Genomic DNA, 23,319 nt, shown 5'->3' with positions numbered 1-23,319 from the left:
GGAAAATCCGTTTTATCAAGGCACAATACAGTCTTGGCCCCGGTGGTGAAACTGGTAGACACACCGGACTTAAAATCCGTTGCTTCCTGAAAAGGGGCGTGCCGGTTCGATTCCGGCTCGGGGCACCATCGATACTGAAGCACCATCATGAAAAACGACAACGCACCGCTTGAAATTCATGTGCATGGTGATGTGCCGATCAAACCCGGCACCGACATCAAGGCGATCCAGGAAGCGCTCAAGCCGCTTTGGCATTACGCTGGCGCCCGCACACTGAGCGAAGGCTCGCCCAGTCTCTACGAAGAAGAGCCCGGCATCCGTTTTGACCTCAACACTCTTCGGCTGCAACTGTGCTGGACGGTCCGTGGTGACGATGATTTCCGCATGGTCATGGAAGACCTGTGCATGAACCTCAACGAATTGTCGGCGGCCGGCACGCAGATCGAGGTCACTTTTTACGACACCGAATTTGACGACGAAGACGAAGCCAGCGGTGCCGACTCGCGTGACGATTTTGTGATGTTGTTTGTGGGGCCTGATCCCGCTGCGATCATGCAGGCCCAGCGGGATTTGCTCATCCATGATGTGGTGAACATGATGGAGCGCCATTTTGATGGCTCCGAGCTGTCTGGCGTCGTGGCCGAAATCGACAAGCTGTTCAGCCAGCGGTTTGACAATCTGGTGAGCTCTCTGGAGCTGGGCAAGCCGCCCCGTGGTTCGGGTGGCAACAGCAGTGGCCACGGCGGCGGTGGTCGCCGCCCACGCCACCTTCACTGAAAGATTTTGATGGCTGCCATGTTCTCACGCGAAGCGCTCAACCCCGGTGTTCGCATGCGCGAGGTTTTTGGTTGGGCCATGTACGATTTTGCCAACTCGGGCTACACCACGGTCGTCATCACGGCCGTCTTTGCTGCTTATTTTGTGGGTGGGGTCGCTGACGGTGCACCATGGGCCACACTGGCGTGGACCTCAGGTCTCAGCTTGTCTTATTTGATCGTCATGCTCACCATGCCTGGGCTGGGTGCTTGGGCGGACCGTGTGGCAGGCAAACGGCGTTTGCTCATGTGGGTCACGGCCGGTTGTGTGCTCAGCACGGCGGCTTTGGCTGTGGTGGGGCCAGGGCAGGTGGCTTTGGGATTGCTGATCCTGGTCATCTCCAACACGTTCTTTTCTTATGGCGAGTCCTTGACCGCTTCATTTTTGCCCGAGCTGGCCAAACCGCAAGCCATGGGCCGCATCAGTGGCTGGGGGTGGGCGCTGGGCTACATGGGCGGCATGCTGACACTGGGCGTGTGCTTGGCCTATGTGTTGGCGGCTCAAGCGCGTGGTGAATCGGGCAGCCAATTCGTACCCGTGACGATGCTGATCACCGCCTTGGTTTATGGTCTTGCCGCCTGCGTGACCTTTGCCTTGATGCGTGAACATGCACAGCCTCAGCCGGATGCACCTGTCGTGGGCATGCTGAAAAGCTTGCAAGGTTTGGCGCAAACATTCCGCAATGCTCGCGCCTACCCAGATTTCATCCGGCTGATGGCCTGCGCGGTGGCTTACCAAGGCGGGGTTGCGGTGGCGATTTCATTGGCCGCCATTTATGCCGAACAAGTGATCGGGTTTCAGCCGCAGGAAACCATGGTCCTGATTTTTGTGTTGAACATCGCTGCTTTTGTGGGCGCTTTCGTTTTTGGCTACGCGCAAGACCGGATGGGCCACAAGCGGGCTTTGTCTTTGACCTTGCTGGGCTGGATTCTGACGTGCGTGATCGCCGCTTTGTCCAGTACCAAAGAAGTGTTCTGGTGGGCTGCTGCCATTGCTGGGGTTTGCATGGGGTCTAGCCAGTCTTCTGGTCGCGCCATGGCCGGTCTGATGGTGCCGCCTGCACGCACCGGCGAGTTTTTTGGCTTGTGGACATTTGCGATCCGTCTGGCCAGCATTTTGGGCCCTTTGAGTTATGGACTCATCACTTGGTTGAGTGGTGGCAATCAGCGCATTGCCATTGGTTCGACCTCGTTGCTGTTTGTGTTGGGTCTGGTTTTGCTCATGCCCGTCAATGTGGAGCGCGGGCACCGCATGGCGCAGGGGCAGGACTGATCAAACTTGGGTGTCCGCCCGCTGGCAGGCGTCGTGCGTCAGGCCCAGCCAGCGTTGCGCTGCCGCCTGAAGGCTGGTCAAGTCACCATTCGTCAAGAGGCTGATGCGGCCAGCCAGGCTGCGTGGCCCCGGGCCGCTTCTGAGCAAGGCAGCCGCTTCCAGCAATCGCCGTGTTTGTCTGGCGACGGGTTCACCGGTCGACACCAGTTGGATTTGTGGGCCGAGCAATTGGCGCAAGACATTCTCGGCAAAGACATAGTGGGTGCAACCCAAAACCAAGGTGTCCATTTGTCCGGGGGCTTGTCCAAACTCGCCCATTTCGCGGGTGTAGCCCTGCAGCAGCTCGGTGATGCGCTGTGTTGCCTGGCCGCCCAAAGCCAGGTGGGTGCTTTGCTCGATGGCCAACGCCAGCCCGTTGCAGGGCTGGACGGTGAAGTCGGCCTGGTCTTGCAGGTTTGCTAACAAACGGTGGAACTTGTCGCTGCCAAGTGTGCCCCGCGTCCCGATGACGCCGATGTGCCTTGTTTTGCTCAACTGCAGTGCCGGTTTCAGGGCGGGTTCTACACCGATGAGGATCAGGTGGGGGTGTTGCACCCTGAGCTCATGGATGGCGGCTGCCGTGGCCGTGTTGCAGGCCACAACCAGGGCCTTGATGTGGTGTTTCTTGATCAGGTGTTGGGCGATGGCCAGGCTGCGCTGGCGCACGAAAAGATCGCTTTTTTCGCCATAAGGCGCATGCCCGCTGTCAGCCCAGTAGACAAAGTGCTCGGCAGGCATAGCTTCTTGCAGAGACTGCAAGACACTCAAGCCGCCAATGCCGCTGTCAAAAACACCAATGGGGGATTCGGTCATGGTTGGGGCATGGGCGGTGGGTTCTTACCGAAGCAAGACCACCGCCGCATCACGTTCAGCCAGCTGTCACGCCAATGCCTTTGAACTCGCCAGTGGCGATGCGCTTTTGCCATTCGGCCGGACCGGTGATGTGGGCGCTGGTGCCGCCCGCATCGACTGCCACCGTCACGGGCATGTCGACCACGTCGAATTCATAAATGGCTTCCATGCCCATGTCGGCAAAGCCCACGACCTGAGCGTGCTTGATGGCTTTGGACACGAGGTAAGCCGCGCCGCCCACGGCCATCAGGTAAGCGCTCTTGTGCTTCTTGATGGCTTCGATGGCGACCGGGCCGCGCTCGGCCTTGCCGATCATGGCGATCAGGCCGGTGTTCGCCAGCATCATTTCGGTGAAGCCGTCCATGCGGGTGGCGGTGGTGGGGCCTGCGGGGCCCACGGCTTCGTCGCCGACCGGGTCAACAGGGCCCACGTAGTAGATCACGCGGTTTTTGAAGTCCACCGGCAGCGTCTCGCCTTTGGCCAGCATGTCTTGGATGCGTTTGTGCGCAGCGTCGCGGCCCGTCAGCATCTTGCCGTTGAGCAACAAGGTCTGGCCGGGTTTCCACGCGGCGACTTGCTCGGGCGTCAGGGTGTTCAGGTCCACACGCTGGCTTTTCTCAGTGTCGGCTGTCCAGCCCACGTTGGGCCACAGGTCGAGCGAAGGCGCTTCCAAATAAGTGGGGCCAGAGCCGTCGAGCACAAAGTGCGCGTGGCGGGTGGCCGCGCAGTTAGGGATCATGGCCACGGGCTTGCTGGCCGCGTGGGTGGGGTACATCTTGACTTTGATGTCCAGCACCGTGGTCAGGCCGCCCAGGCCTTGTGCGCCAATGCCCAAGGCGTTGACCTTGTGGTACAGCTCCAGGCGCATCTCCTCAACCTGGTCGAGCTTTTCGCCCTTGCTGGACTTTTCGAGCAGCTGGTACATGTCCAGGTCGTCCATCAGGCTTTCTTTGGCCAGCAGCACCGCTTTTTCGGCCGTGCCGCCAATGCCGATGCCCAGCATGCCTGGCGGGCACCAGCCTGCGCCCATGGTGGGCACGGTTTTGAGCACCCAGTCGATGATGCTGTCGCCGGGGTTGAGCATGATCAACTTGGACTTGTTCTCGCTGCCACCGCCTTTGGCCGCAACGGTCACATGCACATGGTGGCCGGGCACGATCTTGGTGAAGATCACGGCAGGGGTGTTGTCCTTGGTGTTTTTGCGGTTGAAGTGCGGGTCCGACACGACCGATGCACGCAGCATGTTGTCGGGGTGGTTGTAGCCCCGGCGCACACCTTCGTTGACCGCGTCTTCCAGGCTGCCGGTGAAGCCGTCGAACTTCACATCCATGCCAACCTCAAGGAACACGTTCACGATGCCCGTGTCTTGGCAAATCGGCCGGTGGCCGTAAGCGCTCATCTTGCTGTTGGTCAGGATCTGCGCAATGGCGTCCTTAGCGGCGGGGCTTTGCTCGCGCTCGTAGGCGCTGGCCAGGTGCGAGATGAAGTCGGCAGGGTGGTAGTAGCTGATGTACTGCAATGCGGCAGCAACGGATTCGATCAGGTCGTCTTGTTTGATCAATGTGGTCATGTGGAATTCCAGTGAAGGGTCAAAAAATAAAGGGGTTCAGTGGCCAGCTTTGTCATGGTGTGACATCAGGCGGTCGGCATAGGCAATGGCGATCGCGCTGAGCAAAAAGGCGATGTGGATGATGGTTTGCCACATCAGCACCTTCTCGTCGTAGTTGGCCGCGTTGATGAAAGTCTTGAGCAGGTGGATCGAGCTGATGCCGATGATGGCCGTGCCCAGTTTGACCTTGAGCACTGAGGCATTCACGTGGTCCAACCATTCGGGCTGGTCGGGGTGGCCTTCGAGGTTCAGGCGCGAGACAAAGGTTTCGTAGCCACCCACGATGACCATGATCAGCAGATTAGAGATCATGACCACGTCGATCAAGCCCAGCACCACCAGCATGATCACGGTTTCGTTCAGTGTGGTGATGGGGGCAGTGGTCTTGTAACCAATGCCATTGATCAGCGCTTGCAGAGCAGTTTGGCTTCCAAATGCGGCTTCGAGCAAATGCACCAGCTCCACCCAAAAGTGGAACACGTACACGGCTTGCGCGGCGATCAGGCCCAGGTACAAGGGCAGCTGCAGCCAGCGGCTGGCAAAGATGAAACTGTTCAAGGAGCTCAAAGAACCCTTTGGGGCAGGCTTGTTGGATGACATGGATTTCCTGAAATTTCTTTGAAGTCAGTGACCTCGGGCAAACCCGGATTTTAGGCGGTAGAACACCGATTCCAGCCCCGTTGCGTGCAAGTCTGATGTCAGTCAGTGCTTTGTAAGAGCGAAAGCCGACATTTGCACCAGTTTCAAGTAACGCATGTCATTGAGGAGACAAATCTGATGAGTTCCACCATTTACCAACCGAGCGCTGACTTCGTTAAAAACGCGAATGTTTCCGGCATGGCCGCCTACCAGGCGCTGTGCAAAGAAGCCGAAACCGACTACCAGGGTTTTTGGGGTCGTCTGGCCAAAGAGCTCATCACCTGGAAGACGCCTTTCACCAAAGTGCTCGACGAGTCCAACGCGCCTTTCTTCAAGTGGTTTGAAGACGGCACCTTGAACGCCTCCTACAACTGCCTGGACCGCAACGTCGAAAAAGGCCTGGGCGACAAGACCGCCATCATTTTTGAAGCCGATGGCGGTGAAGTGACCAAAGTCACTTACAGCCAACTGCTGGCCAAGACCTGCCAGTACGCCAACGCATTGAAAAGCCTGGGCATCAAAAAGGGTGACCGCGTCGTCATCTACATCTCCATGTCCATCGAAGGCGTGGCCGCCATGCAAGCCTGCGCCCGCATCGGCGCTACCCACTCGGTGGTGTTCGGTGGCTTCTCGGCCCAGTCGCTGCGTGACCGCATTGAAGACACGGGCGCTGTGGCCGTGATCACTGCCGACAACCAAGTGCGCGGCGGCAAGTTGCTGCCCCTCAAATCCATCGTGGACGAGGCCATCAACTTGGGCGGCTGCGGCTCCATCAAGAATGTCTTGGTCGTCAAGCGCTCGGGCGCCGACATCGCCATGACTGCTGGCCGTGACCAGTGGATGGCTGACGTGGCTGACCAGCAAGCCGCCACCTGTGAGCCAGAGTGGGTCAGCGCTGAGCACCCCTTGTTCCTTTTGTATACATCCGGCTCCACCGGCAAGCCTAAAGGCGTTCAGCACAGCACCGGTGGCTACCTGCTGCATGCTGCGCTCACCACCAAGTGGACCTTCGACTTGAAACAAGACGACGTGTTCTGGTGCACTGCCGACATCGGTTGGGTCACAGGCCACACTTACATCACCTATGGCCCATTGGCCTTGGGCGGCACCGAGATCGTGTTCGAAGGCGTGCCTACTTACCCTGACGCTGGCCGCTTCTGGAAGATGATCCAGGACCACAAGGTCTCGATCTTCTACACCGCGCCCACCGCCATTCGCTCGCTCATCAAGGCCGCTGAAGCCAATGATGCTGTGCACCCCAAGAGCTACAACCTGTCGAGCCTGCGCTTGCTGGGTTCGGTCGGCGAGCCGATCAACCCCGCCGCTTGGGAGTGGTACTACGAGCACGTGGGCGGCAGCCGTTGCCCCATCGTGGACACCTTCTGGCAAACCGAAACCGGTGGCCACATGATCACACCGCTGCCAGGCGTGACGCCCATGGTCCCAGGTTCCTGCACACTGCCGTTCCCCGGCATCCAGGCCGCCATCGTGAGCGAAACCGGCGAAGACATGCCCAATGGCCAAGGCGGCATTTTGGTCGTCAAGCGCCCATGGCCTTCCATGATCCGCAACATCTGGGGCGACCCTGAGCGCTTCAAGAAGAGCTACTACCCTGAAGACTTCAAGGGCAAGTACTACCTGGCAGGCGACGGCGCGATCCGCGACGAGAAAACAGGCTACTTCACCATCACCGGCCGCATCGACGACGTGCTGAACGTGTCGGGTCACCGCATGGGCACGATGGAAATCGAATCGGCCTTGGTCAGCTGCACCGAGCTGGTGGCCGAAGCCGCTGTGGTGGGCCGCCCTGACGACACCACGGGTGAGGCGATTTGCGCCTTTGTGGTGCTCAAGCGCGCATTGCCCAACACCGACGAAGGCAAGGCGATCGCCAAGCAGCTGCGCGACCACATCGCCAAAGAGATCGGCCCCATCGCCAAACCCAAAGACATCCGTTTTGGCGAGAACCTGCCCAAGACCCGTTCCGGCAAGATCATGCGCCGCCTGTTGCGCTCGCTGGCCAAAGGCGAAGAGATCACGCAAGACATCTCGACTTTAGAGAACCCTGCCATCTTGGGGCAGCTGGGTCAGGCTTACTGATCTTTGTATCGGGTCACAAAAAACGGCAGCCTCGGCTGCCGTTTTTTATGGGGTCGCTGGCTGGGCACACGACCTTGGCTGTGCGCTCAGGTTTTGATGCCGAGCCCCAATTTTTCAATCAGCCGCTTTTCCTTCACATAACTGGCCAGGATGAACTGCGTGTAGGTTTCGCTGTCCATGTAAATGACGGGCTGGTCGTATTTTTCGAAGGCCGCCTTCACGCCCGGATCGTTCAATGTTTTCTTGAATCCGTCTTGCAGTTGGCGAACGATTTTGGGGTCCATGCCTCTGGGGCCGGCAATGCCAAAGGGTGAATCAGAGACCGTGTCGTAACCCAACTCGTTGAGGGTGGGGACAGTGGGCCAGCGTTTGGTGCGTTTGCTGCCGTAAGTGGCCAAAAGTCGCATGGTGCCCGCCTCGACGTGGGGGCCCCAGCCTGTGGCATCGCTGTGCGCGTCGATGTGGCCTCCCAACAGGGCTTGCAGACCATCCGAGCTGCCTTTGAAAGGCACATGGGTGAGCTGAATACCGGCCTTGTTGGCGAACTCTTCAACCGCCAAGTGGGGTGTGGTACCGTTGCCGGTGGAGCCGTAGTTGAACTTGCCAGGGTTGGCTTTGGCGTAACTGACCAGGTCTTTGATGTTCTTGAAAGGCGAGTCGGCCTTGACCACGATCCCGAAGGTGTAGCCTGTCAAGCATGCGATGTAAGTGAAATCCTTGAGCGGATCAAACTGCATTTTTTGCATATGGGGCAGGCGTGCCACGCCGATGGTGACTTGCGAGAGCGTGTAGCCATCCGGGGCCGCTTTAACCAACTCATTGGGGCCGAGCATGCCGCTGGCACCGGGCTTGTTTTCAATGACGACTTGCTGCCCTAGCACCTTGGTGGCGGCTTCAGCAAGGGCGCGCATCACGATGTCGCTGGAGCCTCCTGCGGGCCAAGGGCAAATCAACTTCAAGGGGCGTGCCGGGAAGGTTTGGGCCATTGTGGGCAGCGCGAACGAGGCGGCCGTGGCGATGCCAGTCTGTACAAATTGGCGGCGTGTGGTGGGGTTGAATTGCACAAGGCTCTCCTGGTCAGCTGAAGAATTCAAAGCACAGTATGAACTCAGAGACCACGGTTGCCACACCGGGAATTCCCGCAAACGGTCCCGCGCGTGACCGCAATGCGTTTCAGTCGCCCAACACCACGCCTTCTCGCCGGGGGTCTGCGCCACCGAACCAGCCTTGGGGTGTGCGCTCAATGGCTTGCAGGCCGCTGGTCATTTCCATCTCCCGTACCTCGTGTCCCCGGGTTTTCAGGGCATCCACGGTGCTGATCGGAAAGCGTTTTTCTTCGAGCAGGGTAGGACCATTGAGTGAGCCAAAGTTGGGCAGATTGATGGCTTGCTGGGCGTTCAGGCCCCAGTGCATAGTGCCCACCAGCAACTTGGCGGTGTAGTGGATGATGAGCGCGCCACCGGGGCTGCCGCCGCTCATGAGCAGTTGGCCTGTGGCCTTGTCAAAGACCAGGGTGGGCGACATGGACGAGCGTGGGCGTTTGCCAGGCTCCACCCGGTTCGCAATCGGGCGGCCTTGCGCATCAGCGGGCGCAAAGCTGAAGTCGGTCAGTTCGTTGTTGAGCAGGAAACCCCCTGCGCGAGAGGGGTCGGTCGTGACCATGCGGCGTGAGCCAAATGCCGCTTCGATGGTGGTGGTCATGGCCACTGCCCGGCCTTGTGCATCGACCACGCTGATGTGGCTGGTGCCGTATTCGGTCTGTTGCGGCATGGGTGCCCAAGAGGTTTTGACGCCTGCTGGCTGGCCGGGTGTGGCGATTTTCATGGACTGAGCGCCGATCAACTGGCTGCGCTCACGCAGGTAGTCCAGGGCCAGCAGGCTGCGCCAGTCGCCTGCGGGTGCACTGACAAAGTCTGGATCTGCCAAGTATTGCGCCCGGTCCGCAAAGGCCAAGCGCGAGGCCTCGGTGTAACGGTGCAACCAATCGGGGGCGGGCAGGCCGCCCGCGAACTCGGCACCCTGCGCGCTTGTGTGGGCCAATAAGCCCAGGATTTGCCCCATGGCGATCTGGCCCGATGAAGGCGGTGGAAAACCGCAGATGCGGTAAGCGCGAGACTGTGCCGTGTGGTCAAAGCACAAGGCTTCGCGTACACGGGGCTGATAGTTTGCCAAGTCTTGCAGACTCAAGCTGCCGGGGCGCGGCGCAGACTGCGTGCGCTGCACGATGGCTTGGGCCACAGCCCCTTCGTGCAATGCGCGGCTGCCTTCGGCCGCCATGCGGCGCAGCACATGCGCGTATTCGGGGTTGCGCAGCACGTGGCCCACAGGCCAGGCCTGACCTTGTGCGTTGTAGAAAAAGCGCAAAGCCAGTGGGTCTTTTCTCAGATGGGGGTCCGCTTGAAGCAACGTGTGCAGACGCGGACTGACTTTGAATCCTTGCTCGGCCAGCGTGATGGCTGGCTCAAGCAACTTGGCCCAAGGCAAGGCCCCGTGCTGTCGGTGTGCCGCTTCGAGCATGCGCAGCGCGCCGGGCACACCCACCGCGTGGCCGCTGAGCACGGCTTCGTCAAACGGCAGTGGCTTGCCGTTGTCGCCCACAAACATGTCGCCCTTGGCTCCTGCCGGGGCGGTTTCCCGGCCATCGTGCGCAGTGATCTTTTGGCCATCAAAGTGCAACAAAAATGCCCCGCCTCCGATGCCGCTTGACTGCGGCTCCACCAAACCGAGCACCAGCTGCACGGCCACAGCCGCATCCAGGGCCGAGCCGCCTGCGCGAAGAATCTGATGCCCCGCATCGGTGGCCAGTGGATTGGCGGCAGCCACGGCCTGCCTCGAATACGCCCAGCCGGATTTGTCGGTCCTGCCACTGGCTGCTTCGGGTTGCTCGGGCACGCTGTAGCGCCATGGGGTCTGGAGCGGGACGGTGCAGGCGCTCAAAAGTGAAAGACAAATCAGGCTGAGTGGCAGGGTCTTTTGCATGTGTTCTCCGGGAAAGAGGCATGCTATCGGTAAACACGTCAAAGACCAAGAAACCTGCTGCTGCAAGCCATTTTTCGCAGCGCCCAGAAAAAACAGGCCCCGCAGGGCCTGTTGCTTTGAAAGACCCGAAGGCTTTAGTTCATTTCGGTGCCAAGCGGATCGCACCGTCCAGGCGGATCACTTCCCCGTTGAGCATGTCGTTTTCGATGATGTGCTTGGCCAATTTGGCGTAGTCCTGCGGGTTGCCCAAGCGGCTGGGGAAGGGCACGCCTGCGGCCAGCGCGTCTTGCACTTCTTGCGGCATGCCAAACAGCATGGGGGTGCCGAAGATGCCGGGGGCAATGGTCATGTTGCGGATGCCGTTGCGCGCCAAGTCTCGGGCAATGGGCAAGGTCATGCCGACCACGCCGCCCTTGGATGCGGCATAAGCCGCTTGGCCGATCTGGCCGTCGTAAGCCGCCACGCTGGCGGTGCTGATCAGCACGCCACGCTCGCCCGTGGCTTCGGGTTCGTTTTTGCACATGGCTTCAGACGCCAGGCGGATCATGTTGAAGGTGCCGACCAGGTTGACCATGATGGTCTTGGTGTAGACGGCCAGGCTGTGCGCGCCGTTTTTTCCCACGGTTTTTTCGGCAGGGGCGATGCCTGCGCAATTGACCAGACCCATCAGCTTGCCCATCGACACGGCTTGGGCCACCACGGCCTGGCCGTCGGCCTCGTTGCTCACATCGCACTTGACGAAAGCGCCGCCCAGTTCTTTGGCCACAGCCTCGCCTTTTTCGGCTTGCATGTCGGCGATGACGACTTGGCCGCCATGGGCCGCCAGCATGCGAGCCGTGCCTTCACCCAGCCCTGATGCGCCGCCGGTGACGATGAAAACCTTGCCTTGAATGTCCATGTGTTGCTCCTGAATTTGATTGACGTTACGTCAACGTCAATTATGCACGGCTGACAACGGCGGTTGACCAGCTGTGTGCGCAGCCAAGCGCAGCAGTTTTACGGTATTTCGGGTACTCGACTACCCTGTCCATTGGATGTACAAAGCCTCTCTGGTTTTCTAGCATGAAATTTTTCCCGGACCTTGGGTCAGGGTGCTTCAGCACAGGAGACACACATGGCTTCAGACAACACTTGGAACGCATTGGCCCCCAATTTGCATCAGGCCGATGACAACTGGCGCAGGGCGACAAGTTTGCTGGCCTTCGCCGACATTCAGGTCGGCGGTCAACGGCCTTGGGACATGCAAGTTCACCATCCCGACACGTTTGACCGCATCCTGACGCGAGGCAGTCTGGGCTTGGGCGAAAGTTACGTCGACGGCTGGTGGGATTGCGCTCAACTTGACGAATTCATCACCCGCATTTTGCGGGCTCGGCTGGACGAACAGGTCGGCCGTGCGGGTTGGCTGTGGGCGTCACTCAAAGCCAGGCTCACCAACTTGCAGTCGCAACACCGGGCGTGGCAGGTGGGCGAGATGCACTACGACCTGGGCAACGATTTGTACGAAGCCATGCTGGACCCTTCCATGGCGTACAGCTGTGCTTATTGGCCTGCGGCGCAGACGTTGGCGCAGGCGCAAGAAGCCAAACTCGACCTGATTTGTCAAAAATTGCAACTCAAGCCCGGCATGACGCTTTTGGACATCGGTTGCGGCTGGGGAAGTTTGATGTTTTTTGCGGCGCAACATTACGGAGCGCACTGTGTGGGGCTGACCATTTCGAAGGAGCAAGCCAAGTTGGGCGCAGAAAAAGCCCTGAATTTGCCGGTGCGTTTTGAGCTGGCCGATTACCGTCAGTTCAACCCCGACAGCGAGCAGCGGTTTGACCGCATTGCTTCGGTGGGCATGTTCGAACATGTGGGCCACAAGAACTACCGTGCTTACTTCGAGATGGCTCGGCGCAGTTTGCAAGCCGATGGCTTGTTTTTGCTCCACACCATTGGCAAAAACAGGGCAGGGGCCGGCATCGACCCCTGGATCGAAAAATACATCTTCCCGAATGGGGTTCTGCCTTCGGCATCCGAGATCGCTTATTACAGCGAAGACGCTTTCGTGATGGAGGACTGGCACAACTTTGGCGAAGACTATGACAAAACCCTGATGGCTTGGTATGCCCGTTTCGAGGCCGCCTGGCCCGCGCTGAAAGAACACTATGGCGAGCGGTTTTATCGCATGTGGCGCTATTACTTGCAGTGCTGCGCGGGCACATTCCGGGCCAGAGACAACCAGCTGTGGCAAGTGGTGTTGTCACCCAGCGGCCATGCAGGTGGCTATCGCAGGCCGTTGATGTGAAGTCTGGTGATCACTCGTTGGCGTTCATTTTGTGGATGAACATGCGCAAAAAGAATGCGGCCATCAACAGCATGAACACGATCACGGCCAAACTCATGAGGCCGTAGTCGGTAGAGAACAAGTCGATCAGCATTTTCATGGGTATTCCTTTGTGGGTTCTTTGTAGGTTTTGACAATTCACTTTGCACCCGAGAGGCCCTGAATTCCATGATGAAGATCAAGCGATTGACACAAACGCGTGTTTCAATTCAGTCTGTTCCTTTTTAAAGATCTTCGGGTCGAACCAGACATGCCTTCATTGCCACAGCAACAGCCAGGGGGTGCATTGCCCGTATCTGCCAAGATTTTCCTGAGTTTGGGTGCCGTGAGCGCCTGCGCCAGTGTGGTGTTCAGTGCCGCCTTTGCGCATTTGCCTGTTTTTGCGGGGGGCATACCGGCCATGGTGCAAACCGCATTGACCCAGCAGCAATTCCATTCGCTGGGCCTGGTGCTGGTGGGTTTGGCCGTGGAACGGCTTGGCGCATCGCGCTGGTTGCTGGCCTCCGGCGGGCTCATGCTGACAGGGTTGATTTTGTTCAGCTTCAACCTGTATGCCCGCAACGTGCTCGGGTTTGACGCCTTCAGGGCCGCGGTGCCCTGGGGCGGTGGTGCCTGGATCGCGGCGTGGCTGTTCGCTGCTGTCGGGTTTGTCCGCCGTTAACCCCCTTTGGCAGGGTCGACGAAGCCACCCACGGTTTTGCCTATCGGCACGATAGAAACAACTGATCAGTGGCAGGCTTGATTCGGATTATGATTTAGACCAATGAGTTTTCTCATTCGATAGTTTTTTTAAACCAACCCAAGGAAATGACCATGTCCCTGATCAACACGCAAGTTCAGCCATTCAAAACCCAAGCCTTCCACAACGGCAAATTCATCGAAGTGACCGAGCAAAGCCTCAAAGGCAAGTGGAACGTGTTCATCTTCATGCCAGCGGCTTTCACCTTCAACTGCCCTACAGAAATCGAAGATGCAGCCGACAACTACGCAGCTTTCCAAAAAGCCGGTGCCGAGGTGTACATCATCACCACCGACACCCATTTCTCGCACAAAGTGTGGCACGAGACTTCGCCTGCAGTGGGCAAAGCCAAGTTCCCATTGGTCGGTGACCCGACACACGCCCTGACACGCGCTTTTGGCGTGCACATCGAAGAAGAAGGCCTGGCATTGCGCGGCACCTTCATCATCAACCCCGAGTTGACCATCAAGACTTTGGAAATCCATTCCAACGAAATCGCCCGTGATGTGTCGGAAACCCTGCGCAAGCTGACCGCTGCTCAGTACACCGCAGCCAACCCCGGCCAAGTGTGCCCCGCCAAGTGGAAAGAAGGCGCCAAGACTTTGGCTCCTTCCATCGACCTGGTCGGCAAGATCTAAATCTTGACTTCATCGCCCTGCCTGGCAGGGCGTTGAGCACAGCGCAACAAGGCCACAAGCCGGGTGTGCGCTGTCCTCAACGATTCCCCCAAAACCCCTTTTTCCGAGGCCTCGCCACAAGCAGGGCCCTGGACGTTTGCACCTTGAAACTGGAGAAAACCATGCTCGACGACACCCTCAAAGCCCAACTTCAGCAATATTTGGCCCTGTTGCGCCAGCCGATCCGCCTGATCGCCTCGCTCGATGACAGCGAAACCGGCACCGACATGAAGAGCCTGCTGGAGACCATCGTCAGCCTGTCGGACAAGGTCACGCTGGACACCTCGGGCAACGACGCACGCAAGCCTTCATTTGAAGTGGTGCGCGAGGGTGAAAGCCAAGGCGTGCGCTTTGCCGGTTTGCCGCTGGGCCACGAATTCACCTCGTTGGTCTTGGCTTTGCTCTGGACAGGCGGTCACCCGCCCAAGGTCGAGCAAGAGGTGATTGATTCGATCAAAGCTCTGGACGGTGACTTCAACTTCGAGGTTTACATGTCCCTGTCGTGCCACAACTGCCCGGACGTGGTGCAGGCCTTGTCGCTGATGGCGATCATGAACCCCAAGGTCAAGACTGTGGTGATCGAAGGCGGTGCCTTCCAGAAAGAAGTGGAAGGGCGCCAGATCATGGCCGTGCCCATGGTGTTCCTGAATGGCCAGGTGTTCGGTTCGGGCCGTATGAGCGTGGAAGAAATCGTGGCCAAGCTGGACACAGGCGCCGCCACCCGCGAAGCGGCCAAGTTGGACGCCAAAGACCCGTACGAAGTGCTGATCGTGGGCGGTGGCCCCGCAGGTGCGGCAGCTGCTGTGTACGCGGCCCGCAAGGGCATCCGCGTGGGCGTGGTCGCCGAGCGTTTTGGCGGCCAGACCAACGACACCATGGCGATCGAGAACTACATCTCGGTGCTCGAAACTGACGGCCCCAAGTTTGCCGCCGCGCTCGAAGCCCAGGTGCGCCACTACGGCGTGGACATCATGAACCTGCAACGGGCCGACAAACTGACGCCCGCAGGGGCCGACGGTTTGGTACGCATCCAGATGCAAAACGGCGCGACGCTCAAGGCCAAGACCGTGATCTTGTCGACCGGTGCCCGCTGGCGCAACGTGAACGTGCCCGGCGAAGCCGAGTACAAGAACAAGGGCGTGGCTTACTGCCCGCATTGCGATGGCCCGCTGTTCAAGGGCAAGCGCACGGCAGTCATCGGTGGCGGCAACTCTGGCATTGAAGCTGCCATTGACCTGGCGGGCATCGTCGAACACGTCACTGTGATCGAGTTCGCCGAGCAACTCAAGGCCGACGCGGTGTTGGTGAAGAAGCTGCACAGCTTGCCCAACGTGACGGTGCACACCAACGCGCAGACGACCGAGATCACCGGCGACGGCAGCAAGGTCAACGGCATCCGTTACAAAGACCGTGCCACTGGCACCGAGCACCATGTCGAATTGGCGGGTGTGTTCGTGCAAATCGGCTTGGTGCCCAACACCGAGTTCTTGAAGGGCACGGTTGAGCTGAGCAAGTTTGGCGAGATTGTGGTGGACGCCAAAGGCCACACCAATGTGCCGGGCGTGTTTGCGGCGGGTGACTGCACCACGGTGCCTTACAAGCAGATCGTGATCGCCGCAGGCGAGGGTGCCAAGGCCGCGCTCAGCGCCTTTGACCACCTGATCCGGTCTTGATCGGCTCTGCGCTGGCATGAAAAAACCGGACCTCGCGTCCGGTTTTTTCATGGGGCTTGGCAGCTCAAGGCTTCATTTGGTCAGGATCAACTTGCCTTGACGCGTGGTTTGCAGGCGGTAGATTTCCCCCAAGTGCTGAATCAGCACCATCGCCTGGTCGCCCAGCAGTTCACGGCTGTCCAAGGTTTGCGGCCCGTTGGACTTGACGGGTGTGGGACGGGCTGGCAAGGGCGACGGCTGGGCCGTGCCCGGCGCTGCCAGCTCTGTGGACGCAGCTACAGCGGGCTTCACGTTCATGGCTTTTGGCCTTCGGTGACAAAGCCGATTTTGGCCAAGCCTGCCCTTTGCGCGGCGGTCATCGCCTGGGCCACATGTTCATAAGCGACTTTTTTGTCACCCCGAATGTAGAGCTGTGGCTGTGGGTCTTTGGCCGCGTGCTCGCGCAACGCGTCTTCCAAGGCATCGGCCGCGACAGCTTGTTTGCCCAGAAAAAACTGGCCCTGGCTGTCAATGGCCAATTGCAGGTTGTCGGGCGGCGCCTGGTCACGGCTGCTGCTGGTGCGGGGCAGTTCCACCTTCACGGCGTGTTGCACCACCGGGATGGTGATGATGAAGATGATGAGCAAGACCAGCATGACGTCCACCAGGGGCGTCATGTTGATCTCGTTCATCACCTCATCTTGTTCTTCGCTGGCTTCAAACGACATGTTGGCCTCCGCTGTGGGTCACGCGGGCACCGGTCACGTAATAGGCGTGCAGGTCGTGCGCAAAGCGGTTCATGCGGGCGATGATGAATTTGTTGCCACGCACAAGCGTGTTGTAGCCCAGCACCGCCGGAATGGCCACGGCCAGGCCCAGCGCCGTCATGATCAGGGTTTCGCCAATCGGTCCCGCTACGGCGTCGATGCTGGCGTTGCCTGTGGCACCGATGGCCACCAGCGCGTGGTAGATGCCCCAGACGGTGCCAAACAAACCCACGAACGGGGCGGTCGAGCCAATGGACGCCAAGATGGCCAAGCCGTTTTGCAGGCGGCTGGTGTTGTCGTCGATGCAGTTGCGCAGGCTGCGCGTGACCCAGTCGCTGATGTCCAGGCGGTCGTGCAGTTGTTTTTGCGCGGCCAAGTGGTGCTCTGTGGCTTCTTGGCCCACTTGGGCCAGCGTGTGGAACATGTTGTCCTGGCGGTGGCTGAGCACGGCCAAGCCTTCGGCCAAGCTGGTGGTGTGCCAAAACTGCTCGCTGCCCAAGGCGCTTTGTTTGTGTTTCCAGACGTCCAGCGCCTTGAGCACGATGACGACCCAGCTGATGACCGACATGCCGATCAGGGCGATGAGGATCAGGCGGGTGACCGCGTCACCTTGGGTCCAGATGTGGGCGAGGCCAAATGATTCGGGCATGACAAAAACTCCTGTGAATGGGATGGAAAAAATCGGTAGCAGACAGATCGCGGGTGTGCAGATCAGTTCAGCACAAAACGGATGGGCACGTTGAACCACATGGCCTCGGGCGCTCCGTTGCGTTTGCCGGGCACAAAGCGCCAAGCTTTGACGGTGGTTAAGGCCGTGTCGTCCAGGCGGGCATAGCCGCTGGAGGTGCGGATTTCGGCTTTTTCGGCGCGGCCCTCAGCCGTGATCAACACGCGAATGACCACGGTGCCTTCTTCGCCCAAGCGTTTGCTCTGGCGCGGGTAGGGCGGGGCGGGGTTGTTCAGATAGTCGGCGCTGGTGGACGGCAGCACCACGGCCGCCGCTGTGGCGTTAGCGGCAGGGCGTTGGTTGCCTGCCGGCGGTGCGGCAGGCGTGGCGGGTGCAGCAGGTGCAGGTGCAGCGCTTGGCACGATGGGCGCGGCATCGCTGGAGGCCGTGGGTGACAGCACAGGCGCGGGTTGCACCTGAGGGCTGACGGGCTTGGCCTGAGGTTGCGGCTTGGGTTCTGGTTTTGTTGGGGGTTGGATTGGGGGTCTCGCCGGCTCCGGTTTGGGGGCGGCGGGGGCATCCATGACCACGCTGGCCATGATCACGTTGTCGGGCGCGGTTGCTGGGACCACGCTGGTCAACACACCACTGCTGACCAACCAGGCCACACCAACGTGGCCCAGCACCACCGCACCGGTCACGCGCCAGGTGCGGCTTGGGTGGATGCGGTAGGGCTGACGCATCGGGTCTTCAAAATGGGCTGCTTGCATAAAGGGGGGCTCAAAGGAAATCAAGAGACATCAAAAGGACTCCAGAGACCACAAGCGGTCGATGCCAATGTCTTGTATGTGGGCGCAACCCGTCAGGGCCATGGTGGCTTCTAACTCATCGCGCATCAGGCGCAGCACATGCGCCGCGCCGCGTGCGCCCGCATGGGCCAGGCCATACAGGGCAGGGCGGCCGATCAGGGCCGCATCAGCCCCCAAGGCCAGCGCTTTGAACAAGTCGGTGCCGCGCCGAATGCCGCCGTCCACCACCACCAGCGCTTGCGGGTGGTGTTGGCGAACGGCTTGGACGATGCGCGGCAGCAACTCGGCCGTGGCAGGCAGGGTGTCCAACACGCGGCCACCGTGGTTGCTGACGATCACGCCCGCTGCGCCCAGTTTCACCGCTTGCACAGCGTCCTGTGGGTGCGTGATGCCTTTGAGCAGCACGGGCAGGCGGGTTTGCCCGATGAGCCACTGCACATCAGCCCAAGTGGGGGCGGCATCGGCCAAGCCGCCGCACAGGCCTGTGCTGGGTTTGTTTTTGGGGTCGGAGGCCGGCCAATGCACCGCCTTCACGCCCTCAGGCAAAGGCATGCCGTGGCGGCGTTCGCGGTCACGCACGCCGTGCACCGGGGCATCCACGGTGAGCACCAGGGCTTCAAAACCAGCGGCTTCGACCTGTGCCAACAGATCGCGCAGGGCTCCCCGGTCGGCCAGCCAGTACAGCTGAAACCACAACGGGCCGCGTTCGGCATCGGAGGCCACCATCGCCGCCACATCGTGCAAAGGCGTGCTGGTTTGGTGTGACAGCACCATGCCGCAGCCTTGCGCGGCTGCGGCCAAAGCCATGCCCGACTCGCCCTCGGCATGCGCCCATCGTTGGTACGCCATGGGGGCCACCAGCAGCGGCATGGGCCATTCGCGCCCCAGCAGGTTGCATCGGGTGTGGCCGCCGCGCAGGTCTTGCAACACGCGGGGCGACAAGCGCAGGTTTTGCCAAGCGGCCACGTTGTGGCGCAGCGTGATTTCGTCTGCTGCGCCACCACTGAAATAGGCCCACGCAGCATCGCCCAGCGCCGCTTGTGCGGCGTGTTCGTGGTCTTGCAGGTTGACGATGGGCTGGGTCATGGTGTGTGCGGGTTGCGGGGTCAAAGGGCAGATCAGGTGTTGGCCCATTGGCGCAGCAGTTGGTGATAGACCCCGGTCAATGCCGTGGTCTCGGGCGTTTCGCCGTGTTGTTCGCGCAGCTTGAGCAGGTTCATGTCCAGGTCAAACAGGATGTGGCGCTGCTCGTCGCTGCGCACCATGCTCTCGACCCAGAAAAAGCAGGCCAGCCGCTGGCCGCGTGTGACGGGTGTGACTTCGTGCAAGGTGTTGCCGGGGTACAGCACGGCATGGCCTGCGGGCAGCTTCACGCGGTGGACGGCCTCTTGGTCCTGCACGCTCAGCTCGCCGCCTTCGTAGTCGCCTGGGTCGTTCAAAAAGACGGTGCACGACAGGTCGGTGCGCACGCTTTGGCCATCGGCGCGCAGGCGAATAGCGTTGTCGATGTGCCAGCCGTAATGGGGGAATTCGGGGGTGTAGCGGTTGATGCGCGGTGTGAAAATTTTCAGCGGCAACGCGGCTGAAAAGAAGGTGTTTGATGCGTCCAGCCCTCCGAGCACCGCGTGGCGAATTTGCGCCGCCACCGGGTGATCGTGCGGCAGTTGCAGGTTGTCTTTGACCGTGCGGGCTTGGGGGCCCGCACTGCCTCGCCCGTCGGCCCAGTCGGATTCGGGCAAGGCCAGCAACAGGTCGCGGGCCTCACGCACGGTGTTGGGCTCTAGCAATTCGGGTAAGAAGCGGATCATGGGAAACCTTGGCGGCCTTAGAACTTGTAAGACGCGGTGACCTGCGTCAGGCGACCGGCACCGGGGATGTAGTGACCGGGATACAACTGGTCGGCATACAGCTTGTTGGTGACGTTGCTCATGTTGGCCTTGATGGTCAGGGCATCGCTGTAAGCGTATTCGGCCATCAGGTCACCCACCACAAACGAGGGCACTTCAAATTCAGAGCGAGTCGGTGTCTGGCGACCCCGGAAGGTCAGGCCACCGCCCACGCGCCACTGGCTGGTGACCTGATAAGTCGTCCACGCGCTGCCGCTGTGCACGGGGGTCAGGGCCGGACGATCGCCTACCCGTTCACCCGCTGTGGCTTGGCTGCATGAGCCTGTGGCGGGGCAGGGGGCCGCCTTGCTGACTTTGGCATCGGGCATCCAGGTGAATGAGCCGAACACTTCCCATTTCGGTGTCAAGCGACCGGCCACATCGATTTCCAGTCCGGAGGCATAACGGCTGCCGGTCAGCGTGACCACGGGCAACAAGGGGTCGGTGTTGCGCTCGTTTGTCTTGACGGCACGGAATACGGCCAGTCGGGTGGTGAAGCGTTTGTCGGCCGAGTCGAGCTTGGCACCAAGTTCGAAATTCTCAGATTGCTCGGGCGGCGTGTCCACGTTGGAAGCGCCCAGCGAATAGGTGTCGCCCGAGGTGTTGAACGAGGTGCCGTAAGACAAATGGAAGGACTGCAAATCGTTCGGCTGGAACAGCACGCCTGCGCGTTTGCTCCACTCGCCCACCTTCATTTGGTAACTGGTTTTGGCACCGTTGTCGATGGCATTGGTCGGATTGCCGAACTGGTCGTAGTCACCTTTCAGTCTGTCATAGCGCAAGCCGCCCAGCACTTTCCACTGCGGTGCCACTTGCACCAAGTCTTGCAGGTACGCGCCCCAGCCGGTGCTGCTGTACTGGTTGTTCACGCGCAGCACGCGGGTGCTTTCGTCGACCCAGGCCCCATCGTTCGGGGTGCCGATGGTGGTCGGGGGTTTGGTGATGGTCACACCGCCTTGCGCACCGGCTGTGCGGGCGGCGTAGACGGTTTTGTCTTCGGTGGCCAGATCAAAACCGGCCAGCAGTTCGTGTTTCAAGCCCAGCGCCTGGAACTTCTTGCTGAAGTCACTTTGCACATGGAGCGTGTCCATGTCCTGAATTTTCAGGTTGTTGCCCCGGTTGATGACCGTGTCGGGGCCAAAGGTGGCCAAACTGACGGCTTGGCCCCCCGGTTGGCTGGCGGCGTTGGCAAAGCGTACCGTGCCGGCCCGTTGATCGCGCTCGTATTGCCCCTTGCGGATTTGCGTTTTCAGTTCGCTGTCGGCTGAAAAACGGTGCGTGTGGCTGGCGCTCAGATGCGTGGCGCTGCCCGCGTTGTAGTCGCTGGCGGCACCGTAATAGGCCGTGGGGTCCAGCGGCAAAACGGTTGACTCGAGTGCAGATGAAGAGGTGTTCGGGCGAATCCATGGCAGGCCGTAGTTCATGCCATTGTTGTTGTTCAGGTGGTACAGCCCGACCTGGAACTCGTCTTGTTCGCCAATGCCCCAGCGATAAGTACCCGCAATGCCTTCTTTGTCCAAAGAGCTGCCAGAGCCGTTGTTGTCGGCTTGGGTTTTCATCACGTTCAGGCGCAGTGCGGCGCTCTCAGTCGTCTGCTTGTTGAAGTCGCCCACCAGCCGCACATGCTTGTGTGAACCGAGGGTCAGGTCCACCTGGCTTTCGTCCATCAAGCGGGGTGTTTTGCTCACCTGGTTGACCGCGCCGCCCGTGGAGCCACGGCCAAACAGCATGGAGGCCGAGCCGCGCAGCACTTCCAGGCGGTCCAGATTGAAGGTGTCGCGCTCATAAAAAGCGGGGTCGCGCACGCCGTCCACAAACACATCGCCCGTGGCTTGCAAAGAAAAGCCGCGCAAACGGATGTCTTCTTCACCGCCTTCGGCCGCCAAAAAGCTGATGCCCGCCGTGTTTTTCAGGGCCTCTTTGAAGGTGTCCAGGTTGCGGTCATCCATCAGCTTTTCGGTCACCACGGTCACCGATTGCGGAATGTCGCGCAGTGCTTGCAGGCCTTTGCCGATCCGGGTTTCGGTGGCGCGAACGCTGTTTTTGCCTTCAGCCATGTCGACTTCGGCTTTGTCCTTGACCGTCACGGTTTTGAGTGTTTTCTCATCGGGCTGGGTTTGCGCCAGGGCATCAGGCGTGGTCGACAGGGAGCCGGCCAGCATCATGGCCGCCAGCGGCAGCAGTTTGCCCGGGGTCTGTGCGTTTTGGACGTGGTTGTTTCTTTGAGTCATGGTGATGCGAGTCATTGAGTAAGGGGAAATGGCAAAACCGGGTTTGCCGCTGAGTTCAATGGCTGGCTATCACCACCCGAGCGGTGCTCGGTGTGAATGGCTGGCTGATTCATGGGCACCTGCCTGGTTTCAGCTGTCTGAAACCGGGCAGGGCCTTGGGCGATGCCTAGCTTTACTTGAAGCCGACGCGGTCCAGCATCTGCTGCACCTTGATCTGGTTCATGCCCACGGCGCTGATCGGGATCAGCTCACTCTTGAAGCTGCCGCCCGTCATGGCTTTGAGTGCCGGGTTGTCGAAGCTCACGCCTTTGGCTGCGGGCCATTCGTTGTTGCCGTTGGCAAAGTGGTTTTGCGCCGCAGGGCTGGCCAGGTATTCCAAAAACTGGATGGCGTGGTCGGCGTTCTTGGCGTGGCGGGCGACGGCCCCTCCGGCGATGTTCATGTGTGTGCCCCAGCTCGATTGGTTGGGGACGACCACGCCGATTTTTTCGGTCACGGCACGGTCAGCCGGGTTGGTCGAGCGCATCATGCGGGCCAAGTAATAGGTGTTGGTCACTGCCACGCCGCACTCGCCAGAGGCCACGCCTTTGATCTGGTCGGTGTCACCACCTTTGGGGCTGCGGGCCATGTTGTCCACCAAGCCCTTGAGCCAAATCTCTGTTTTGGCAGGTCCTAGGTGCTCGGTCATGGCCCCAAACAGGCTCAGGTTGTAAGGGTGCGATCCGGAGCGGATGCACAAGCTGCCCTTGAGCTTGGGGTCGGCCAGTTTTTCGTAGCTGTCCAGGTCGGTTTTTTTGAACTTGATCTTGTCGTACACGATCACTCGCGCCCGGGTGGACAAGCCAAACCAAGTTGTGCCACCGTTGTCTGCAGGTTTGGCGCGCAAGTTGGCGGGAATGGCTTCTTCGAGTTTGGCCGATTTGATGGGTTGGAACAGGCCATCGACCTCGGCACGCCACAGACGTGCGGCGTCGACCAACAAAATCACATCGGCAGGAGAGGCTGCGCCCTCGGCCTTCAGACGGGCGAGAATACCTGCATCGTCGGCATCGACCCGGTTGATCTTGATGCCGGTGGCTTTGGTGAAGTCGCTGTACATGACTTCATCGGTCGGGTAATGGCGGGCCGAATAGATGTTCAGGACTTTGTCTTGTGCCACACCCGAGGTGGCGGCCAACAGGCAAGCGATGCTCAAAAGGGATTTGGAAAGTGTCATGGTCTGAAGGCTTTGGGTGTCGATGGACGGATTTTAATCC

22 protein-coding genes and 1 tRNA gene are annotated in these 23,319 nt (G+C 60.1%); 8 read left to right on the top strand and 15 right to left on the bottom strand.

All coding sequences use genetic code 11. The annotated features are described in order from the left end of the window. The first annotated feature begins 36 nt into the window (after nucleotides 1-36). The 3 genes from B9Z37_RS01290 to B9Z37_RS01280 all read left to right on the top strand — a co-directional run bounded on the left by B9Z37_RS01290 (nucleotide 37) and on the right by B9Z37_RS01280 (nucleotide 2,088). Nucleotides 37-128 (top strand) — tRNA-Leu (locus tag B9Z37_RS01290). Between the two features lie 19 nt (nucleotides 129-147). Continuing rightward, complete coding sequence (locus B9Z37_RS01285) at nucleotides 148-777, top strand: DUF6806 family protein (protein WP_108311248.1); 630 nt, start codon at nucleotides 148-150, stop codon at nucleotides 775-777. A gap of 9 nt (nucleotides 778-786) precedes the next feature. Continuing rightward, complete coding sequence (locus tag B9Z37_RS01280) at nucleotides 787-2,088, top strand: MFS transporter (RefSeq protein ID WP_108311247.1); 1,302 nt, start codon at nucleotides 787-789, stop codon at nucleotides 2,086-2,088. Here the strand turns inward: B9Z37_RS01280 and murI are convergent, their stop codons facing one another. From murI to B9Z37_RS01265, 3 genes are read right to left on the bottom strand one after another with little or no spacing between them, the layout of a single operon-like run. Continuing rightward, nucleotides 2,089-2,940: a glutamate racemase gene (murI, locus tag B9Z37_RS01275; protein WP_108311246.1), complete on the bottom strand. Its 852-nt coding sequence runs from the start codon at nucleotides 2,938-2,940 to the stop codon at nucleotides 2,089-2,091. It abuts the gene before it with no gap. Between the two features lie 55 nt (nucleotides 2,941-2,995). After that, nucleotides 2,996-4,549 carry a fumarate hydratase gene (locus B9Z37_RS01270; protein ID WP_108311245.1) on the bottom strand — a complete coding sequence of 518 codons (1,554 nt, stop codon included), beginning with the start codon at nucleotides 4,547-4,549 and terminating at the stop codon, nucleotides 2,996-2,998. A 36-nt stretch (nucleotides 4,550-4,585) separates the two neighbouring features. Continuing rightward, on the bottom strand, nucleotides 4,586-5,188 hold the full coding sequence (locus tag B9Z37_RS01265; protein ID WP_108311244.1) for a TIGR00645 family protein: 603 nt from the start codon (nucleotides 5,186-5,188) through the stop codon (nucleotides 4,586-4,588). 177 nt (nucleotides 5,189-5,365) lie between these two features. Between B9Z37_RS01265 and acs the strand changes: the two genes are divergently transcribed. Continuing rightward, the gene (gene acs, locus B9Z37_RS01260; RefSeq protein WP_108311243.1) at nucleotides 5,366-7,327 is read left to right on the top strand and encodes an acetate--CoA ligase; all 1,962 of its coding nucleotides are present in this window, start codon (nucleotides 5,366-5,368) and stop codon (nucleotides 7,325-7,327) included. A gap of 86 nt (nucleotides 7,328-7,413) precedes the next feature. On the opposite strand, the gene B9Z37_RS01255 is transcribed toward acs, so the two are convergent. The 3 genes from B9Z37_RS01255 to B9Z37_RS01245 form a co-directional block, all read right to left on the bottom strand. Then, nucleotides 7,414-8,391: a Bug family tripartite tricarboxylate transporter substrate binding protein gene (locus tag B9Z37_RS01255; RefSeq protein WP_240606588.1), complete on the bottom strand. Its 978-nt coding sequence runs from the start codon at nucleotides 8,389-8,391 to the stop codon at nucleotides 7,414-7,416. 109 nt (nucleotides 8,392-8,500) lie between these two features. Beyond that, entirely contained in the window at nucleotides 8,501-10,306 is a 1,806-nt protein-coding gene (locus B9Z37_RS01250) for a gamma-glutamyltransferase family protein (protein ID WP_108311242.1), read from the bottom strand. A gap of 139 nt (nucleotides 10,307-10,445) precedes the next feature. Beyond that, a complete protein-coding gene (locus B9Z37_RS01245) occupies nucleotides 10,446-11,204 on the bottom strand; it encodes a 3-hydroxyacyl-CoA dehydrogenase (RefSeq protein WP_108311241.1) in 759 nt (252 codons plus the stop codon). A 216-nt stretch (nucleotides 11,205-11,420) separates the two neighbouring features. Between B9Z37_RS01245 and cfa the strand changes: the two genes are divergently transcribed. Continuing rightward, nucleotides 11,421-12,596, top strand: a complete 1,176-nt coding sequence (cfa, locus tag B9Z37_RS01240) for a cyclopropane fatty acyl phospholipid synthase (protein ID WP_108311240.1) — start codon at nucleotides 11,421-11,423, stop codon at nucleotides 12,594-12,596. 10 nt (nucleotides 12,597-12,606) lie between these two features. Here the strand turns inward: cfa and B9Z37_RS01235 are convergent, their stop codons facing one another. After that, nucleotides 12,607-12,735, bottom strand: a complete 129-nt coding sequence (locus B9Z37_RS01235) for a DUF3149 domain-containing protein (RefSeq protein ID WP_205872525.1) — start codon at nucleotides 12,733-12,735, stop codon at nucleotides 12,607-12,609. A gap of 150 nt (nucleotides 12,736-12,885) precedes the next feature. Between B9Z37_RS01235 and B9Z37_RS01230 the strand changes: the two genes are divergently transcribed. The 3 genes from B9Z37_RS01230 to ahpF all read left to right on the top strand — a co-directional run bounded on the left by B9Z37_RS01230 (nucleotide 12,886) and on the right by ahpF (nucleotide 15,724). Further along, a complete protein-coding gene (locus B9Z37_RS01230; protein WP_108311239.1) occupies nucleotides 12,886-13,296 on the top strand; it encodes a DUF423 domain-containing protein in 411 nt (136 codons plus the stop codon). A 152-nt stretch (nucleotides 13,297-13,448) separates the two neighbouring features. Next, nucleotides 13,449-14,012 carry an alkyl hydroperoxide reductase subunit C gene (gene ahpC / locus B9Z37_RS01225; RefSeq protein ID WP_108311844.1) on the top strand — a complete coding sequence of 188 codons (564 nt, stop codon included), beginning with the start codon at nucleotides 13,449-13,451 and terminating at the stop codon, nucleotides 14,010-14,012. A 161-nt stretch (nucleotides 14,013-14,173) separates the two neighbouring features. Further along, entirely contained in the window at nucleotides 14,174-15,724 is a 1,551-nt protein-coding gene (gene ahpF / locus B9Z37_RS01220) for an alkyl hydroperoxide reductase subunit F (protein ID WP_108311843.1), read from the top strand. A 72-nt stretch (nucleotides 15,725-15,796) separates the two neighbouring features. On the opposite strand, the gene hemP is transcribed toward ahpF, so the two are convergent. The 8 genes from hemP to B9Z37_RS01180 form a co-directional block, all read right to left on the bottom strand. Continuing rightward, on the bottom strand, nucleotides 15,797-16,021 hold the full coding sequence (gene hemP / locus B9Z37_RS01215) for a hemin uptake protein HemP (protein WP_108311238.1): 225 nt from the start codon (nucleotides 16,019-16,021) through the stop codon (nucleotides 15,797-15,799). Beyond that, a complete protein-coding gene (locus B9Z37_RS01210) occupies nucleotides 16,018-16,431 on the bottom strand; it encodes an ExbD/TolR family protein (protein WP_108311237.1) in 414 nt (137 codons plus the stop codon). Before B9Z37_RS01210 ends, hemP begins: the two co-directional genes overlap by 4 nt. After that, nucleotides 16,421-17,119 (bottom strand): MotA/TolQ/ExbB proton channel family protein, encoded by a 699-nt coding sequence (locus B9Z37_RS01205; RefSeq protein WP_108311236.1) that lies wholly within the window; start codon nucleotides 17,117-17,119, stop codon nucleotides 16,421-16,423. Before B9Z37_RS01205 ends, B9Z37_RS01210 begins: the two co-directional genes overlap by 11 nt. A gap of 62 nt (nucleotides 17,120-17,181) precedes the next feature. Beyond that, nucleotides 17,182-17,907 (bottom strand): energy transducer TonB, encoded by a 726-nt coding sequence (locus B9Z37_RS14700; RefSeq protein ID WP_276308842.1) that lies wholly within the window; start codon nucleotides 17,905-17,907, stop codon nucleotides 17,182-17,184. 30 nt (nucleotides 17,908-17,937) lie between these two features. Further along, entirely contained in the window at nucleotides 17,938-19,032 is a 1,095-nt protein-coding gene (locus B9Z37_RS01195) for an alpha-hydroxy acid oxidase (RefSeq protein WP_205872524.1), read from the bottom strand. A 32-nt stretch (nucleotides 19,033-19,064) separates the two neighbouring features. Continuing rightward, nucleotides 19,065-19,754, bottom strand: a complete 690-nt coding sequence (locus B9Z37_RS01190) for a Fe2+-dependent dioxygenase (RefSeq protein ID WP_108311234.1) — start codon at nucleotides 19,752-19,754, stop codon at nucleotides 19,065-19,067. A 17-nt stretch (nucleotides 19,755-19,771) separates the two neighbouring features. Then, a complete protein-coding gene (locus B9Z37_RS01185) occupies nucleotides 19,772-22,063 on the bottom strand; it encodes a TonB-dependent receptor (RefSeq protein ID WP_108311841.1) in 2,292 nt (763 codons plus the stop codon). A gap of 172 nt (nucleotides 22,064-22,235) precedes the next feature. Next, complete coding sequence (locus B9Z37_RS01180; protein WP_108311233.1) at nucleotides 22,236-23,279, bottom strand: extracellular solute-binding protein; 1,044 nt, start codon at nucleotides 23,277-23,279, stop codon at nucleotides 22,236-22,238. Between the last annotated feature and the right edge of the window lie 40 nt (nucleotides 23,280-23,319).

This window comes from Limnohabitans parvus II-B4 (assembly GCF_003063455.1).
Lineage (GTDB): Bacteria > Pseudomonadota > Gammaproteobacteria > Burkholderiales > Burkholderiaceae_C > Limnohabitans_A > Limnohabitans_A parvus.
The sequence above is the reverse complement of the archived record's forward strand: the minus strand, read 5'-3'. Positions and strand labels throughout refer to the sequence as shown.

Bases quoted from the DNA above. Each gene is read 5' to 3' on its own strand.
- B9Z37_RS01180 (WP_108311233.1), bottom strand. From the start codon at position 23,279: ATGACACTTTCCAAATCCCTTTTGAGCATCGCTTGCCTGTTGGCCGCC.
- B9Z37_RS01230 (WP_108311239.1), top strand. From the start codon at position 12,886: ATGCCTTCATTGCCACAGCAACAGCCAGGGGGTGCATTGCCCGTATCT.
- B9Z37_RS01250 (WP_108311242.1), bottom strand. From the start codon at position 10,306: ATGCAAAAGACCCTGCCACTCAGCCTGATTTGTCTTTCACTTTTGAGC.
- B9Z37_RS01265 (WP_108311244.1), bottom strand. From the start codon at position 5,188: ATGTCATCCAACAAGCCTGCCCCAAAGGGTTCTTTGAGCTCCTTGAAC.
- hemP (WP_108311238.1), bottom strand. From the start codon at position 16,021: ATGAACGTGAAGCCCGCTGTAGCTGCGTCCACAGAGCTGGCAGCGCCG.
- B9Z37_RS01185 (WP_108311841.1), bottom strand. From the start codon at position 22,063: ATGACTCAAAGAAACAACCACGTCCAAAACGCACAGACCCCGGGCAAA.
- B9Z37_RS01195 (WP_205872524.1), bottom strand. From the start codon at position 19,032: ATGACCCAGCCCATCGTCAACCTGCAAGACCACGAACACGCCGCACAA.
- B9Z37_RS01245 (WP_108311241.1), bottom strand. From the start codon at position 11,204: ATGGACATTCAAGGCAAGGTTTTCATCGTCACCGGCGGCGCATCAGGG.
- ahpF (WP_108311843.1), top strand. From the start codon at position 14,174: ATGCTCGACGACACCCTCAAAGCCCAACTTCAGCAATATTTGGCCCTG.
- B9Z37_RS01190 (WP_108311234.1), bottom strand. From the start codon at position 19,754: ATGATCCGCTTCTTACCCGAATTGCTAGAGCCCAACACCGTGCGTGAG.
- B9Z37_RS01270 (WP_108311245.1), bottom strand. From the start codon at position 4,549: ATGACCACATTGATCAAACAAGACGACCTGATCGAATCCGTTGCTGCC.
- B9Z37_RS01210 (WP_108311237.1), bottom strand. From the start codon at position 16,431: ATGTCGTTTGAAGCCAGCGAAGAACAAGATGAGGTGATGAACGAGATC.
- acs (WP_108311243.1), top strand. From the start codon at position 5,366: ATGAGTTCCACCATTTACCAACCGAGCGCTGACTTCGTTAAAAACGCG.
- B9Z37_RS01205 (WP_108311236.1), bottom strand. From the start codon at position 17,119: ATGCCCGAATCATTTGGCCTCGCCCACATCTGGACCCAAGGTGACGCG.
- B9Z37_RS01280 (WP_108311247.1), top strand. From the start codon at position 787: ATGGCTGCCATGTTCTCACGCGAAGCGCTCAACCCCGGTGTTCGCATG.
- cfa (WP_108311240.1), top strand. From the start codon at position 11,421: ATGGCTTCAGACAACACTTGGAACGCATTGGCCCCCAATTTGCATCAG.
- B9Z37_RS14700 (WP_276308842.1), bottom strand. From the start codon at position 17,907: ATGCAAGCAGCCCATTTTGAAGACCCGATGCGTCAGCCCTACCGCATC.
- ahpC (WP_108311844.1), top strand. From the start codon at position 13,449: ATGTCCCTGATCAACACGCAAGTTCAGCCATTCAAAACCCAAGCCTTC.
- murI (WP_108311246.1), bottom strand. From the start codon at position 2,940: ATGACCGAATCCCCCATTGGTGTTTTTGACAGCGGCATTGGCGGCTTG.
- B9Z37_RS01235 (WP_205872525.1), bottom strand. From the start codon at position 12,735: ATGAAAATGCTGATCGACTTGTTCTCTACCGACTACGGCCTCATGAGT.
- B9Z37_RS01285 (WP_108311248.1), top strand. From the start codon at position 148: ATGAAAAACGACAACGCACCGCTTGAAATTCATGTGCATGGTGATGTG.